Source organism: Sphingobacterium sp. UBA865 (genome assembly GCF_002295765.1).
Taxonomy (GTDB): Bacteria; Bacteroidota; Bacteroidia; order Sphingobacteriales; family Sphingobacteriaceae; genus Sphingobacterium; species Sphingobacterium multivorum.
Genome location: NZ_DBGB01000038.1, coordinates 1 through 16,541, shown reverse-complemented (window position 1 = coordinate 16,541; position 16,541 = coordinate 1). Strand labels below are relative to the sequence as shown.

Here is a 16,541-nt window from a genome sequence, read left to right as displayed (position 1 = left end):
AATTAATATGAAAGCAGTAATAGCTGAAAAACCAAGCGTTGCGCGAGAAATTGCAGCACTTTTGGGAGCAACAGAAAAAAATGAAGGTTTTTTAAAAGGTAATGGCTATATCGTTACCTGGGCAATAGGTCATTTAATTTCTTTGGGAATGCCTTCGGAATATGGTATTACCGGATTTCAAAAAGACAACTTACCAATATTGCCAGATCCATTCTTACTTACAGTAAGAAAAGTCAAAAAAGAAAAAGGTTATCTTGACGATCCCAGTGCAGTTAGGCAATTAAAAATAATAGAAACTATTTTTGAACAATGTGACAGCATAATTGTTGCAACTGACGCTGGTAGAGAAGGTGAACTAATATTTAGATATATCTATAATTATTTGAATTGTAAAAAACCTTTTGAGCGACTATGGATTAGCTCATTAACAGAAAAAGCTATTGACCAAGGTTTTGCCAATCTAAAGCCAGGAACCGATTTCGATGGATTATTTTTTGCTGCCCAAGCCAGAAGCCGTGCGGATTGGCTTGTGGGAATAAATTCAACTCAGGCATTATCTTTACAAGCTGGAAATGGAATTTATTCTCTAGGAAGAGTGCAAACACCAACTCTGAGCTTAATTTGTAAGAGGTACATTGACAATAAAAATTTTAAAATTGAAACCTATTGGCAATTGGAACTCAAATATTTAAAAGATGGACTCTATTTCTCCAGTATATCGAAGGAAAAATGGGATGATAAAGAAAAAGCTACCGAAGTATTAAAATCGATTGAGCGTTTAGGAAGTTCTATTGTTAATTCAGTCGATAAACGTAATTCAAACGAACAGCCACCTCTACTATTCGATTTAACTTCTTTACAAAAAGAAGCTAATAGGAAATTAGATCTTACTGCCGAAGAGACTTTATCAATTGCACAAAGCTTATATGAGCAGAAATTCATTACATATCCCCGAACAGGCAGTAAATATATATCTAATGACATTTGGCCGGAGATCCCTGATCTAGTCAGAGCTTTGGAGAATCGCGTTGGTTATAAAGAGCGGATAAACAATGTAAAATGGGGCCGATTCAATAAAAGAATTGTGAATGACCTTAAAGTTACAGATCATCATGCATTATTGATAACAGATAAAATTCCTTCAGCCCTATCGAGTAAGGAAAATGCTATCTATGATATGATTGCTATTAGGCTTCTTGAATCAATATGCTACCAATGTACAAAAGAAATTACTGAAGTTAAGCTGGAATCACTGCACTTTGAATTTATTCTGAAAGGAGCCCGTGTGATTGATCCGGGATGGAGATCTATACAAAACCTCTTTAAAAATGAGGACAATGATGAAGAGGTATTATTGGATATACCAACATTAAAAGAGGGTGATTCACTCAGCGTTAATGAGGCAAATATATTAGAAAAAAAGACCCGTCCGCCAGTTCTTTACACTGAGGCAGGTCTCCTATCGGCAATGGAAAATGCAGGGAAGCAAATTGAAAATGAAGAAGAGCGTAAATCACTTAATAATATTGGGATTGGAACGCCAGCCACTCGCGCAGCTATCATTGAAGTTTTGTTTGATCGAAATTATATTGTCCGGGAGAAAAAAAATCTAGTTCCAACCAAAAAGGGAATTCAGGTTTATGAACTCGTAAAAGAAAAGAAAATAGCCGATGTCGCTATGACTGCGCAATGGGAGCTTGCTCTTCAGAAGATAGAAAATAATGAGTTAAATGCTAATCTATTTCAAAATGAAATGGAAGCCTATGCTAAAGAAATTACCACAGAACTTCTATCTACTGAGTTTGTACCAAATACATTGCAATTAAAATGTCCAAAATGCAAAACTCATAATTTAATCTTTAATGAACATGTAGTAAAATGTCCAGATAAGAACTGTGAATGGATTCAGTTTAAGAAGGTCTGTGAGGTTGCCCTAAGTGATAAGGAAATGGAAAACTTAATTACCAAAAAAAGGACATCACTTTTGAAAGGCATGAAAAGTAGATCAGGAAATAAGTTTGATGCATACATTATACTTGACGAAAATGGTAAAACTTCATTTGAATTTGATAAAAAAAAGAAAAAAAATAAGTGATTTATAAGAATGGCGCTTCCAAAGACCGTCATTTTTGTTATTATTCTAGAATTATTACAATATGAATTTTTGCTTTGAATAAAGGAAAGTTATGGTGTTTTTCTAGAATCGTAACATCATTATGTTGCATCATGTTGTTTTCTCCCTCTACATTTGTTTGAATTATTTCTCACGACAGTTTGAAATTTATATCGAAAAAAAAATGGTAATAGCCTTTAAATTTCAACTGTGAGAAATGAAAAAGCTAAAAAACCATTGTCATGCAAAAAAAGAGAATTTTTACGGAGATAGTAGTTGTATTATTGGTCATTTTGTTCCTCTATACTGGTGTAAGCAAATTTGTTGATTTTAAGGGGTTTACTTATGATTTAAATAATCAGCCCTTTCCGAATAGCTTAACACCATTGTTAAGGTGGTTAATACCAATAACTGAAATTTCAATTGTAATTGCTCTATTATTTGAAAAAGCCAGATTGATAGGTTTATATGCATCATTGTTTTTGATGAGCTTATTTACAATTTATACAGCGCTAGTTCTATTTCATGTTTTTGAGTATGTGCCGTGTTCATGTGGAGGCGTCATAAAAAATCTAACATGGCCACAACATTTAATTTTTAACCTTTTTTTCGTTGTGATCACTTCACTCGCTATTCGAGTAAACAAGAAAAACTTGTCAGATCATTTACTTTATAACCAGTTACAATAATTTAGATCAGTATAAATGAATTAAAATTATTGGGTCCAAAATAAGGGGAAGCTGAAAACCTTCAACTAGAGTAAGCAACAAATCAAAAACTTTTTATTATGAAAAATTTTAAATTATTATTAGGTGCGGCAGTAGTATTTGCCGTTGGAAGCGCTTTTACTGCTAGCAACAAAGCTTATGCAGGAGAATATGTTTTAATCGCTCCTAATACTTATGAGCTTAAAACAAATCGACCTGCCGGAGAATGCCGAGAAATGCCAAGTCAAATTTGTGATTATACCAAAATTAATCCATCTGGCAGTAATACAGATCCAAATAACTTCACCCCTAATACGAGAAATGCCCAATGGGTTGAAGGTGAGGACTAAAGAATATTTAAGGTGCTATCATTAATGGCACCTTAAATTTTGTAGTGAATTTATTAATTTAATCTCTTTCTTTATTAGAGTTCTTAGATTTTGACTCCCATTATAAAGATATTTTAAACTTCTAACAGATTGTAAATTTACGTATTAATCGATTTATTTCACTATAATCTCCATTATATCTTGAAGTGGAAAATTAAAAGTCATACTCCAACTAAAGAGCTATTTTGATATTTTATGATTATGTTAATTACCATCCAGCAAACAAGATAAATTCGTCCAATCATTTACTTTATAACCCGCTAGAATAATTTAGATCAGTATAAGTGAATTAAAATTATTGGGTCCAAAATAAGGGGAAGCTGAAAACCTTCAACCAGAGTAAGCAACAAATCAAAAACTTTTTATTATGAAAAATTTTAAATTATTATTAGGTGCGGCAGTAGTATTTGCCGTTGGAAGCGCATTTACTGCAAGTAATAAAGCTGCTGGAGAATATGTGCTAATTGGTTCTACTTACCAATTAAAATCAAGTAGACCTTCGGGGGATTGTGTAACTCAGTCTAGTCAAACCTGTGATTACACTAAAATCAATCCGTCCGGTAGTAATACCGATCCTAATAATTTCCAACCTTATCACACAAATGCTAGATGGGTTGAAGAATAGGAATAAGAACAGTTTAAGCCTAAGATGATATCTATTGGTAAAACCTTAGGCTTAAAATTTTAAAGAAGTGAGTTTATTAATTGAATTAAATTCATCCTATTTTTTTCATCATATGGTCTAGGCGGATTTAAACTTGCAATCTTTCCCAACTTATCTATAATTAATACTGTTGGATATCCACGTATATTATAATGACTAATAAGTTTTTCTTCTGAACCATTTCCGTTAGTATATAAGTTTAAACTTCCTCGATGCGAATATTCTAAACTTCGCACAGATTTAATCCACTCATATTTACTCTTGTCGATACTAATATTAATAAATTTTATTTTAGGATTATCTTTATAGATATTATATATTTCAGTCATTTGATCGTTAAGAATACGGCAATTTGTGCAGCCTGTAAAATAAAAATCTATCAACAAAACTTTTCCTAAAAAATCACTTTGTTTTACGACGTTTCCTAGAGTATCCTGCAAAGAAAAATTATATGCTAAGCTTCCTGCCAAAGAACTATCGCGATATTTTGTTAATAAGTCAATACAGTAAGGTGTTTTAACTGAATTTGTAACTTCAATAATAATATCAGAATATTTGTCAGATTGTAATTTTTTAACAAGTAAATATGAGGTTAACAACCTATCCTGAAATAGTCCGCTAAAATCCTTTCTAAGAAATGCAACTGCCTGAGGTGGAGGGAAGTCTTTTTTCCGTAAACCAGTTAATATAAAATCGTAGTAATAGTCGGAATACAGAAGAATATCTCTGTCAAATTTTTGGTCGAATTTTAATAAATTTTCAGAGTAAATCTTCTTTAGTTTATTTATACAAGAATCAGCAAATTCTTTATTTTGAGCATTAGCTTCGGAAGTATAAAAGATATAAGCTTGTTGGTAGTCATTTTTATACTTGAACGTTATATTAGCCTTTAGTAATGAATAAATTGATTTAGATAATTTATCTCGGTATTTTTCCAATGCACCTAAAGCCGTCAACTTAGAATTTTCTAATGAGACAAAAGCATTATCAAACCTTCTTTCATAGCTTGTAATATCAGTTTTTCTTAAAGCAAAGTATTCATAACCATATATTTTCTCTAACTTTCGAACCGAATCTAAAGTTTGAACGGACAATTTTTTTAAATCTTTTTGGATATCAAAAAAGAGTTCATATTTCTCTTTACCCTTTCCGGTAACAGTAATAATGTTCCTTTCAATATTAAAAGTTAAATCATCACCAGGTTCAATTATATAATTATTAAATATTGTCTGCCCATTTTCTACAGATAAATCAGCATACAAAAATGATTCATTGTTCTTAAATTCAATTTTTATTCTTTCTCCAGAGTTGGAAGTTAAATTTTTATTATTAACACCTGAATTAGCACCCCATCCGTTATCCCAATAAGCTAATTTGATATTATTTTTTTTAGTTAAGTCATTTATGATAATTCTTAAATATGCCACTTTATTGCCGCCTTTCGAATTTGTTTGAATAGTTCGAGCATTAGCATAATTTACCAAAAGAATGCCTAATATTATAAATTTGACTATCATTTTCATTATCGAATATTTTGAGTTAATGGATGAAAATTGATTTCTACAGGAGGGATTGGGAATACATACCTTGGACTATTGGCTTCTAGAGTGTAGATATTTACGCCTATATTACGTGTTAGTTTTTTTGCAAATTTATCATCCATATTTAAACGGCGTAAATCTTCCCATCTTAAATTGGCAGTAAAGGGTAGTTCTTTTCTGCGCTCATTAATTATTAATAACAAAGCTTCAGTAGGATTTGAAGCTGTTTTATTTGAATATGTACTTCGTCCATTTTCTTTTTTCCACCTCTCTTTTAAAAGCTTGTTTAAGTCGTTCATTGCTTCAACAAAATTCCCCGATCTAGCCAATGATTCTGATCTAATCAAAAATATCTCGTTTGTAGCTATTCCACAAAATAGTGCGCCTGCTCCTGTATATCTACCACCGAAGTTAATTGCGCCATTGGTATTTTTTTTGAAAAAAATTGCCTTACGAAGATCTTCATTTTCATATGTATCAAATAAATCTTTCATTACACATAATTCCTGTCTACTGTTAAAAGTATATGAAATAGTTTGTGCATAAAATATAATTTCAGTATTATTACCTCGAACAGTAGGAAATGGAAAATTCACAGTTGTACTTAAGGTATTGAAATCAATAAGTTCTGAATTTTTAGAAAGGACAATATCTGCAAATTCTTTAGCCTTAGTATAATTTTGCATATTAAAATATACTTTTGAAAGCATGCTTTCTGCCGCTAATTTTGTAGGCCGAGTTTTGTAACTGACTTGCAGAGGGAGTAAAGATTCGGCTTCAATAAGATCATTAATAATTCTATCATAAGTTTCTTTTAATGTGGAACGGTTTGGCAAATCATTTACATCGGAATTTAATTTAAGGGGAAGCCCTAGATCTGAATCTGCGGTACTTTCATTGTATTGTTTCGCATATAATTGTGCTAACTGATAATATGCAAAAGCTCTAAAAAATAATGCTGTTCCTTTTACTTCTGGTATTCGAGTATCATTAATATTTTTAATTTTTTCAATGCCATCAAGTACTACATTAGAATATTCGATAACTTGGTAAGGATAAGTCCAGTCTGGAGCAAATAACTCTCCCTCATAAATGTCGCTTGACCACTTATATGCATTTCTTTCTTGTAATGTACCACCAGAGATGGCAGTTTGATCTAAAATATAGGAATTGTCAGCACCAATTAATCCAATTGCAGGGTATTTGGTATTCATCACATCAGTATTATCTAGTAAAGCCTGAAAATCTTCAACGGTAGATGGGATAATATCTGATTTATTTGATTTTTTCTCTAACCATTCATCTTGCTTTTTACAACCAACAAGGATAAATGTACATATTGCATAGATTATAATATTTTTCATAACTGCATTTATTTTAATGTTGTCCTAATACCAAATGATACTGTTGTCGGATTTGGGTAGGAATTATAACCGGAAAGGTTATATTCACTAACATCCGGATCAATTCCTTTCTTATTTGCTCGCCACACTATACCAATATTATTTATATAACTATAAATTTGTAATGAGGAAATTGGAAGATTTCTAAGTAATTCCTTATTAAAATCATAACTAAGGCTAATATCCTGTAATCTTATATGGTCTCCTTTCTCAACAAGAGATTCAGAGCTTTGATAAAAAATATTGCGATTATAGTTGAATTCGTATAAGACTGAGGGAACTGTAGTTCGCGTTTCATCTCCTGGGTTTTGCCATCGGTCTTGAAATTCTTGATTGGCATATCCGCTATTTACAACGTCTGACAGGTTTAATGAGGTTGACCTTCGGCGAAAGTAATATCCAAATTTATATGTAACGTTAGCGGATAAAGAGATTCCTTTAAAAGAGAAAGTGTTACGTAATGCCCCAAAATTTCTTGGTCTTGACGAACCATGATATACAATATCTTCATTATTCGAACTTGTAATTATATTGAGGTAGTCTTTACTTATAACACCATTTAAATATCCCTGAGGATCTCCATTTGTTGGATCAAGTCCCGCTGTTTTAAAACTATATACTCCGAAAAGACTATTTCCTTCCTTGATATATAAACCATATCTTCCAGGACCATCAATATTAAGCCCTGAACTTGTTAGATATTGCGAAGTATATTTTGTGTCATAAGATATTACTTTATCTTTATTATAACTTAATAGTATAGTCGTATTCCATTTAAAATTACCATTAAGATTTACTGAGTTTAAATTAATATCAAAACCTTTTGTCTTAACAGTTGCGGCATTTCCTTTGTAAGAAGAAAACCCGGTTGAATGTGCTAACAAAGCATCCTCGATAAGATCAGTACCCAACTTCTCATAAATTTCAAATGAACCATTCAAGCGATTACCTTTAGATGAAAAATCTAAAGCTAGATTTTTGTTTCTAATTTTCTCCCATCTTAATTCTGCGTTTGGGGCACTCGTGATGTAGGCAATTGGTAGTCCAGTAATTGGGCTGACATCATAGGTTGCCGTCAAATAGGATGAGGCATTATATACATTTCCATTATATCCAAATGATGCCCTTAGTTTTAAATAAGGTATTAACGAAAATTTATAGAACGATTCTTTGCTGATATCATAAGCAACACCAGTTGACCAAAGTGGTGTCATTTTATCATTTGTTTTCACTCCAAAAATGTTTGCACCATCTTTTCTTCCACTCAGTGAAAAAGTATATTTACCTAAATACGTGTAAGCGCCGTTTGCATAATAAGATATATATCTATTTGTATTACCTATAATTTTCCCAAGAGGAGACGGAAGAACCGTTGATCCAAGTGCCGATGGGTTCATTGGATAAGGAATATTATAATTTAAATTAGTCACAGAAGTTCCAAACTCATCATTGTAGCCATACAACGCTTTATCAGTACTCTCACTTACTATTTCTCTTATCTCAGCTCCCGCAATTGCAGATACTAAATGTTTTTGTGAAAATTCTTTATTGAAATTCAACTGTGTTCTGAAGTTATTGGAATACAATTTTCTGTCTGTTAAATAGAGAATTCCTCCTTTTGGAAAGGGGTATGTAAATGAGCCCTCACTAGATCGCTGGCTGTACATATTAACGAAATTTCTCGCTTCATAACTTTCGGGACTTCTGTAACCACGATTATTTCCGAATTCATTTTCATGCTGATATTGAATTTCAGCATTTAAGAAATCAGTGAAATTATACCGGACAATGCCTCTTATAAGGATGTTATCAGTTTTAGTACTGGTATCATAAAGGTCTCTTTCTTGAATGGGTCTATATTTCCAATCTAAAAAGCCTAAACTTTGGCTATTTTCAAGATAACTGTCTCTTTTTCCATATGGTACCGCAAGCGGATTTTTATTATCATCAACAAAACTTATATATGGATACGGAGAAGTGTATTGATATCCAAATTTATTCTCACTCTTTGTATATAATACAGAACCTGTAATTTCCAAATTTTTAATGGGATGATATGTATTTGTTGAATTAATAGTAAACCTATTGTTTCCAGAACCAAACAAGGTATTACGGTTTTTGTCATATCCTATAGAAAGTGAATAAATAGATTTTTCCGAACCTCCTCTAAAACCCAATGAATATTGTTGATTCATACTGGGACGATAAAAATATTCGGATGTTTGGTCGCGAACATCCACATTTCTCAATCTATTTATTTGGTCAGTAATATTCTCATTTGAAGGATCATTTCTTTGTTTCGATAAAAGCTCAACTACTGGTGATATTACAGGATAGTAATTGTTGTCGTTTAAATTGGGATCATAATACCCCTTATTAAAAAGAAACGTTTCGACATCTATAAATTCAGAGGATTTAAGAAAATTTCTTGAATATTTTAAATTTGGCCTTGCCCCTACGGTTAAATTTGAATTAAAATCAATCTTTAAGGGTTGATTAAATTTTCCTTTTTTGGTAGTGATTACAATGACACCATTCCCAGATCTCGAACCCCAGATCGAAGCTGCAGCAGCATCTTTAAGTACTGTGATACTTTCAATATCATTTGGATTTATATTATTAATATCTCCTTCATAGGGAAAATTGTCAAGTACAACCAGAGGATCAGCGCTAACTTTATCATCAATTGTAACTCTTCCTCTTATGCTTATTCCTAATTTTTCATTCGGAGGATTTAACCCTATTGGACCTGAAATTTTATTAAAAATCAATCCACTTGTAACACCGTCCAGTCTGTCTAAAATATTCGTGCTAACACGTCTGTTTAATAATTGGTTATCTATTTGGACAAATGAGCCCGTTGCTCGTTCTTTAGGTATGTTTTGATATCCGGTCGAAACAACATCTACTATTCCAATAATATTATCGTTTTGATGCATAATAATATTACCTGAATTTATTACAGGAACTTCTACTGGTGTATAACCGATAAATGAAACTTGAAGTACCTCGTCCTTTAATGAACCAGGGATCATAACAATTCCATTTGCATCTGTCATAAAGTTTACATTGCTTCCTTTTACTCGAAGAGAAGCTCCGGACAACGGTTCACCCCGTTCATTAGAAACCTTTCCTCTTATGGGAGTCTGATCTTTATCTATTGGGTTTTTAGAACCTGTTTCCTTCCCCCTATCGACAGAAACTATAATTTTTCCTTCAATAGAATAATCGAACGGTTGGTCATTGAAGATTTCATCTAGAACCGCTTTTAGATCTTTTTCCTTTGCAGATATAGTGACAGCCTTAGCAATCTTCATATGCCTGCTATTTATTGAAAAAGAATAGCCCGATTGCTGGTTAATCTGGCGAATAACAGTCCTGAAAGGTGCATCTTTTTGGATCAATGTTATTTTTTGTGCAGTAAGTTTTGTGCAAGCGAGAAAAATAATCAATATAAAAAATATTAGGTTTTTCATGACTTGTCTTTTTTCTAATTGTTTTTCATTGGTTTTCCGTTTCCATAGGGGAATAGAAATCGGTTTACCATTGTCGATAATGGTATTATTCATTACATTTGAGTTAGGGTTAGTAATTTGCTTTATTTAACTTTTAAAAACCCGCAGCCGTCCCGACTGGACCTCGGGACGGTATATTCTTACGAACTACGGGCATAAACACATATGAAACGTTCTTATCTGATGATCACCTCCTTTCCGTGAATCTCAGTTTTTACACCGTATGTTTTATCTATTACTTTTAGAACAGTGGAAAGATTTTCATTTTTGTTAATGCTTAAATCTGCACTCTCTGAATTTTTGAAATTTTGGGGAAATTTGAAGTCTACATCATACCAACGTTCAACTTCCTTTGAAAGTTCCACGAGAGAAATATTTCCCGAATTTATCAACCCTTCCTTCCAGCCGATAAAATCAAGAGCATCGACATTTTTAATGGAAAGGCTATAATGATCAATTATAGCCTGTTCATTGGGCTTCAATTTTCTGGTAAATGTAGAGCCATTAGATTTAATTTCTACGCTTCCCTGAACGAGAGTCGTATACTGTTTGTCCTCATAGGCACGAATATTAAAGGTTGTTCCAAGAACTTTAACTTCTTGGAGAGTTGTGTTGACGAGAAATGGATGTTTTGGGTCATGATGAACTTCAAAATAAGCTTCACCATTTAATCGGACTTCTCTATTATTGTTTGAAAATTTTACTGGATATTCTAAAGACGAATTGGAGTTTAGCCAAACTTTAGAACCATCTGCAAGGGTAATTTTATATTGGCCACCTCTCGGGGTTTTCAGTATTGCTGATCCGATGAATTCTGAATCATTTATAGAACTCCCATCACTATAGGTTAGGCCGCTGGGAGTTACCAAAATGCCTTCCGTTTCTTTCAGATTAATAGCTTTACCATTCCCAAAAGTTATAGTAGCTTTATTTGAGCCCGGTAAGATGTCGTTTTCTATGGTTTTAAATGTTGGTTCTTGCGTACCCGACTTATAGTTTAAATACCAAATTGACGTTCCGAAAACGACTATGAATCCAGCAGCAATGCTCATTTTTCGGAACAGCATTAATTTTCTTTTCTTTCTGATTTTTTGTTCAATCAGTTTGAATTGAACATTTGAATCAGTATTATAAAGTTTCTTTATGGAATCAGCGACAAGATTTTCATTTTTTAAATTATTGAAATATATTTTATTCCCTTCATCCTTTAATAACCAAGTTTCTAAAGTTGAATGATCACTAAAAGTCAAAGGTTCTTCCTGAACGATTTTTTTTAATATATTGCTTATTTCAAAACTGATGTAAACATCTTTCCTTTCCATGATTCCGCGTTTATAATATAGAAACGGGAAATAGTATAGGTTTCTCTAAAGAAAATTGAAAAATTTATAAATAAAATAATAAAAGGGCGATTCCGGCATTTCCAAGCCGTTTTTTTATGATAGAGACGGCTCTGGATTTTTGATTATTGACAGTACTTACGCTTATGCCGAGATCATCTGCGATTTCCTTTGCATTTTTATCTTCATCTAAAAACTGCCTCATTATAATCCTGCACTTTTCAGGAAGTGCATCAATTTCAGCTCCCAATTGGCTAATAAGTTCAGCATCAATAATATTTTGAAGAATACTTTCTTCTGATTCTTCAAAATCCTGAATGTATCTACCAAAGCGATTAGATCTAACTTTTTCTTTAGCAATCTTGTCCAGACACGCATTTTTTGTTACTATGTATAGAAATGCTTTAATATTTTCAAAAGAATTAAAAGTTGATCTCTTTTCATAAAGCTTGACAAAAACATCTTGTACAATTTCCTCAGCTTCAGAATAATTGTATTCAGGTAAAAGCTTAGAAGCAAAATAAACTATTGCTTTGTGAAATGTTTGGAAGATTTGGTGAAAGGCATATTGATCTCCATTCCGCAGTCCCTGCAGTAATATTTCATAGGCCATATTTTCAACATTCTTCATCTTTAGGTGGCTATAATTTATAAAATTAGCTATTATTTCTAAATTTTAAAAATCATAATTTTTATAAAGGACTGAAAGCGTTTTGAAAATATACTTTTAAAAAGCATCATAGGGGAATTTCTACTATTGGATCATCATCGAAATTTAAGTCTTTCCGTCTTTTTTTTATAAAGGTTGTGGCTTTAATACCATTAATTTTTAGAAACTTTTCATTAAAATTCTGACGCGACCCTATACCACATTCCTCGGCTAAAGTTATAATGGTATATGACAGATATTTCCTATCATTATATAGTTTGTTTGTAATATAATTTATTCTTAGGTGAGCCAAGTAATCGGTGAAATTCATTCCCCTAGATTCTCTGATAATACTTGTGAGATATTTGTAATTTGTATCAAACTTTTTTGCAAGGTCTTTAGATGTTAAGCCCTTTTCTATAAAACCATTGTTCTGTTCAAATTTTTTCAGTTTTTTTAATATCTCATTTATTATTTGTTGGGGAATATAAGGGTCAACCGAATTATTTATGGGAGAAGAATCTTCAGGCTTTGGTTCCTCAACTTTATTTAAAATTTTCTGTTCTAGAAGATAATAGGCTTTAAGTAGTTTATCCTTTTGAGATTGATGCCATATTATCATGAACAATATCACGGAAGAGCTCAAAATTATAATTATTAAAGTTGTCCACTTACTTTTGGAAATCTCCTTTTCTAAACTAAGCTTTGTTTCCCGCAATAACGGGGTATCATATTCTTTATGAATTTTAGAAGAAAGATATCTGAAATCCCTATTAAGGACTATATCTGCTTTTAATAATTGCTTTGTATAAAAATATTCTTTATGAAGATCTTTTTTGGTCTTATAGTAATTTATCAAAGATTCGTAGTTATTTCTTACTTCTGGTAAAATGAAGTTATGTCTTTGAAATACGGAATCCACCATCTTAAAATATGTTGCAGCTTGATCTTCTTTTCCAAGGGCAAGATATGATTTACCAATGTAAGAATAACAAACCGTTAACCAAGCAAAATCATTGACAGCTGAAATGGATTTCATGCAGGAATTTAGGGATGAGATTGCCTGTTCATATTTTCTATTCCTGAATTGCTGAATTCCTTTTTCTTTCAAAAAATAACTGTATTCCTGCATATATTCTTTGCTCGTTGATGTCTGCAATAGACCAACAGCAATTAATGAATCCGAACGCTTAAACTGTCCAAGATTTCTATAACATACTGCCATTTGATGGATAGAATTAAAATAACCTCTTAAATTGTTGTAAATGAGGTTTGGATGTTGAGGTTTTTTAGATTCACTTTTAAAAAATTCACTCGTGGTTCTAAACTGTTCCAGGGATTCATTATAATTTCCCATATAACTGTTGACAACACCCATAAGATAGATTAGCCTATTGTTATAAAAATAATCTGTACTATTTTTGGCGTATTGATATGCCTTTATGTATTCATCTAATGCGAGATTATACTTCTTATACTGGAAATAATACACAACTCCCTTTTCCAAATATGCAGCGCTTATTTTTTCATTATTTTTAGTGAGTTTTGAGGCATAAATTGTACTATCCGCAAATTTTAATTTCTGTTCTGGGTGTGATGAGTACAAAATACCATCCAAATACCCCTGAATTAATTGTTCGTAATTCTTTTCTCTTTTCGCTTTGGCTATATACTGCTTTATAAACTGAAGCGCATGTTCATCATTTTCTGAAAGTCCCTCATAATTTTTTCGCAGAAGATAGTATTCACTAAACTCTTCATCATTCTGTCCTTTCAAAGACATCGTGAAAAAAAACGAAAAACATATTATATAAAGTTTAAGGAAGGCTTTCATGGTTAGGTGACTTTCATATAAAATTAAAAAAAATCACCCAAATATGACCTTTTATTGAATAAACATTAAATGGAAGCAATATCTAGGTCAACATCCAGAAACATAAATAATTACGAATGTTATTTTTCTAGAAATACAACATAATTATTTTAGAAGCGCACCATACAAAGGTTTTCAGAGCGAGAAAAGTCCAATAATTTCGAAGTCAGAATTCTATTAAAACCCCGGGGATAAATCTTCTAAATATTATGACTATGAAAAAGATTATCTCAATTATTTCATCAATAATTACAATTTTAGCGGGAATTGTTTTTATGCACTCCTGTAGACAGCAGGACGATGATCAGGCTTTAGAGCAGGACTTTAAGTTTGAAAAATCAATAAGTAAACTATCCAACAGAAATGCGGATAGTCTAAATCAAGTATCGAATTCAGGTGAATTTGATGCGGCAGAAATTGACTATAAAGATCCACCTCCTAAAAATGGTGGACAGTGGAAAATCAAAAACTAATCAAACTGTTTGTATATATGCAGTGCGCAATGCATATATAACGAACAGATCATGAGGTAAGTCAGAGGCATCTTTTCCAATGGTAATAGAAATTAAAAATTGCTTCCTTTGAGACAAATTTATCCTTAAAATACCAATCACTGCCACATTTTGAAGGGTATCATATTACTTCTTTAAGTTTATCCATTAAAAATTATATTATATGGATATTTTACTTAAAAACCTCTCGTATTTTAGATCAAACCTTCAAGAATTACTATACACCAATTATCCTGAAAAGGCTTACGATTCTAAATTTATTTCTCAACGTTCAAATTGGGCTTTTAAAGCTTATGAAGGTGCTATTCAAGGTAAAAATACTGAAGAAGAAGCTGAGAGAATCGCAAATTCTATTCTTTTTGAAGCTCTATATTTTTCCAAGTTCAATACAATTTTTCAAGTTGTCACCTACGAATTCGACACCTTTTTTGTTGATGAAGAGATAAGACCATTTTCTCTAAAAATGCTGAATGTCTGCGATGATATATTTAAAAAATATGATCTAACGGATGACTTTGCGTATAGTACTGACTATGATTATCTTTATAACGATATCAAAGCTATTATTAGTGAATGGATTAAAAAGAACTTGAATTTATAATCTCTAATAAAAAGCATCCTACATCACCTTATTGAAAATCCAAAGAATTGCTACAGACCTGTTTGATAGCAGTTTTTTTATTATATGTTTTCGGTCAAAAACATAACTAATAATGCCAAATTAATCCTTAAAATTCCCTGAAAAGCCAATTTAATCAACGGATACAGATTCCCAATAATTTCACTTGCAAATTTAATTTTTCAGATATGCAAGGAGATGATGATTTAAGAGGATTAGCAAAAATTATTGCTTTTATGAGGGCCGTAAGTATCGTTCTGATACTTATGCATTTTTATTGGTTTTGTTATAGTGCATTTGCAGACAAGGGCTGGAACATAGAGGTGGTCAACCGAATTTTAAGCAACTTCCAAAGGACGGCAGGTTTATTTTCACATACTCTTTATACGAAGGCTTTTGCATTCCTGCTTCTTGCATTAAGCTGCTTGGGAACGAAAGGAGTGAAAAATGAAAAAATTACCTGGACAAAAATTAATACCATTTTATTAGTAGGATTTGTATTTTATTTTCTAAACACATCATTACTATTACTTTCTCCCGACATAGGCTTCTTTTTATACATTCTTACGACAAGTATTGGATATATTTCATTGATGGTAGGTGGTATTTGGCTAAGCCGGCTTTTAAAGAACAATCTGATGGATGATGTCTTTAATAGCGAAAATGAAAGCTTCATGCAGGAAACCAAATTGATGGAGAACGAATATTCGGTAAACTTACCAACTAAATTCTATTATAAAGGAAAATGGAATGATGGATGGATCAACATTGTTAACCCTTTTCGTGCGACAATCGTACTGGGAACCCCCGGATCGGGAAAATCATATGCCGTCGTCAATAATTTTATCAAACAGCATATTGAGAAGGGTTTTGCGATGTATATCTATGACTTTAAATTCCCAGATCTCTCAACTATAGCATATAATCACCTGTTAAGGAATACTCACTGCTACAAGGTAAAACCAAAGTTCTATGTAATCAATTTTGATAATCCCCGCGAAAGTCACAGAAGTAACCCAATCAATCCCAAATTTATGACGGACATCTCTGATGCATATGAGTCTGCGTACACAATTATGCTGAACCTCAATAGGTCCTGGATAACTAAGCAGGGCGAATTTTTTGTCGATTCACCAATAATATTATTAGCTGCAATTATTTGGTATCTGAAAATTTATGATAATGGCAGATATTGTGGATATACTGGAGCATATTG

At 32.2% G+C, this 16,541-nt stretch carries 13 protein-coding genes; 7 read left to right on the top strand and 6 right to left on the bottom strand.

Features of this window, described 5'->3' with window-relative positions:
- Window positions 1–7 precede the first annotated feature (7 nt).
- The 4 genes from B2O97_RS20705 (at window position 8) to B2O97_RS20695 (ending at window position 3,834) form a co-directional block, all read left to right on the top strand.
- On the top strand, window positions 8–2,095 hold the full coding sequence (locus tag B2O97_RS20705) for a type IA DNA topoisomerase (protein WP_073060415.1): 2,088 nt from the start codon (window positions 8–10) through the stop codon (window positions 2,093–2,095).
- Window positions 2,096–2,355: 260 nt separating this feature from the next.
- Window positions 2,356–2,802 (top strand): MauE/DoxX family redox-associated membrane protein, encoded by a 447-nt coding sequence (locus tag B2O97_RS25280; protein WP_048506291.1) that lies wholly within the window; start codon window positions 2,356–2,358, stop codon window positions 2,800–2,802.
- Between the two features lie 98 nt (window positions 2,803–2,900).
- Entirely contained in the window at window positions 2,901–3,170 is a 270-nt protein-coding gene (locus B2O97_RS20700) for a DUF6520 family protein (protein ID WP_048506292.1), read from the top strand.
- A 406-nt stretch (window positions 3,171–3,576) separates the two neighbouring features.
- The gene (locus B2O97_RS20695) at window positions 3,577–3,834 is read left to right on the top strand and encodes a DUF6520 family protein (RefSeq protein WP_048506293.1); all 258 of its coding nucleotides are present in this window, start codon (window positions 3,577–3,579) and stop codon (window positions 3,832–3,834) included.
- Window positions 3,835–3,893: 59 nt separating this feature from the next.
- Here B2O97_RS20695 and B2O97_RS20690 read toward each other — a convergent pair whose 3' ends face one another.
- The 6 genes from B2O97_RS20690 to B2O97_RS20665 all read right to left on the bottom strand — a co-directional run bounded on the left by B2O97_RS20690 (window position 3,894) and on the right by B2O97_RS20665 (window position 14,104).
- Window positions 3,894–5,396 carry a TlpA family protein disulfide reductase gene (locus B2O97_RS20690; RefSeq protein WP_048506294.1) on the bottom strand — a complete coding sequence of 501 codons (1,503 nt, stop codon included), beginning with the start codon at window positions 5,394–5,396 and terminating at the stop codon, window positions 3,894–3,896.
- On the bottom strand, window positions 5,396–6,778 hold the full coding sequence (locus B2O97_RS20685) for a RagB/SusD family nutrient uptake outer membrane protein (protein WP_048506295.1): 1,383 nt from the start codon (window positions 6,776–6,778) through the stop codon (window positions 5,396–5,398). The genes B2O97_RS20690 and B2O97_RS20685 overlap by 1 nt, the downstream gene beginning before the upstream one ends.
- 8 nt (window positions 6,779–6,786) lie before the next feature.
- Entirely contained in the window at window positions 6,787–10,386 is a 3,600-nt protein-coding gene (locus B2O97_RS20680) for a SusC/RagA family TonB-linked outer membrane protein (protein ID WP_053082687.1), read from the bottom strand.
- A gap of 122 nt (window positions 10,387–10,508) precedes the next feature.
- Complete coding sequence (locus B2O97_RS20675; RefSeq protein ID WP_048506296.1) at window positions 10,509–11,654, bottom strand: FecR family protein; 1,146 nt, start codon at window positions 11,652–11,654, stop codon at window positions 10,509–10,511.
- Window positions 11,655–11,718: 64 nt separating this feature from the next.
- Window positions 11,719–12,303, bottom strand: coding sequence for an RNA polymerase sigma factor (locus tag B2O97_RS20670; protein ID WP_048506297.1), 585 nt, complete (start codon window positions 12,301–12,303; stop codon window positions 11,719–11,721).
- A gap of 106 nt (window positions 12,304–12,409) precedes the next feature.
- Window positions 12,410–14,104 (bottom strand): helix-turn-helix domain-containing protein, encoded by a 1,695-nt coding sequence (locus tag B2O97_RS20665; RefSeq protein ID WP_286768059.1) that lies wholly within the window; start codon window positions 14,102–14,104, stop codon window positions 12,410–12,412.
- A 305-nt stretch (window positions 14,105–14,409) separates the two neighbouring features.
- Between B2O97_RS20665 and B2O97_RS20660 the strand changes: the two genes are divergently transcribed.
- The 3 genes from B2O97_RS20660 to B2O97_RS20650 form a co-directional block, all read left to right on the top strand.
- Window positions 14,410–14,667 carry a hypothetical protein gene (locus tag B2O97_RS20660; RefSeq protein ID WP_103290200.1) on the top strand — a complete coding sequence of 86 codons (258 nt, stop codon included), beginning with the start codon at window positions 14,410–14,412 and terminating at the stop codon, window positions 14,665–14,667.
- A gap of 202 nt (window positions 14,668–14,869) precedes the next feature.
- Entirely contained in the window at window positions 14,870–15,307 is a 438-nt protein-coding gene (locus B2O97_RS20655) for a DUF1896 family protein (RefSeq protein ID WP_048506300.1), read from the top strand.
- A 206-nt stretch (window positions 15,308–15,513) separates the two neighbouring features.
- Window positions 15,514–16,541, top strand: a 1,028-nt coding sequence (locus tag B2O97_RS20650; RefSeq protein WP_286768058.1) for a YWFCY domain-containing protein, incomplete at its 3' end; no start/stop codon positions are given.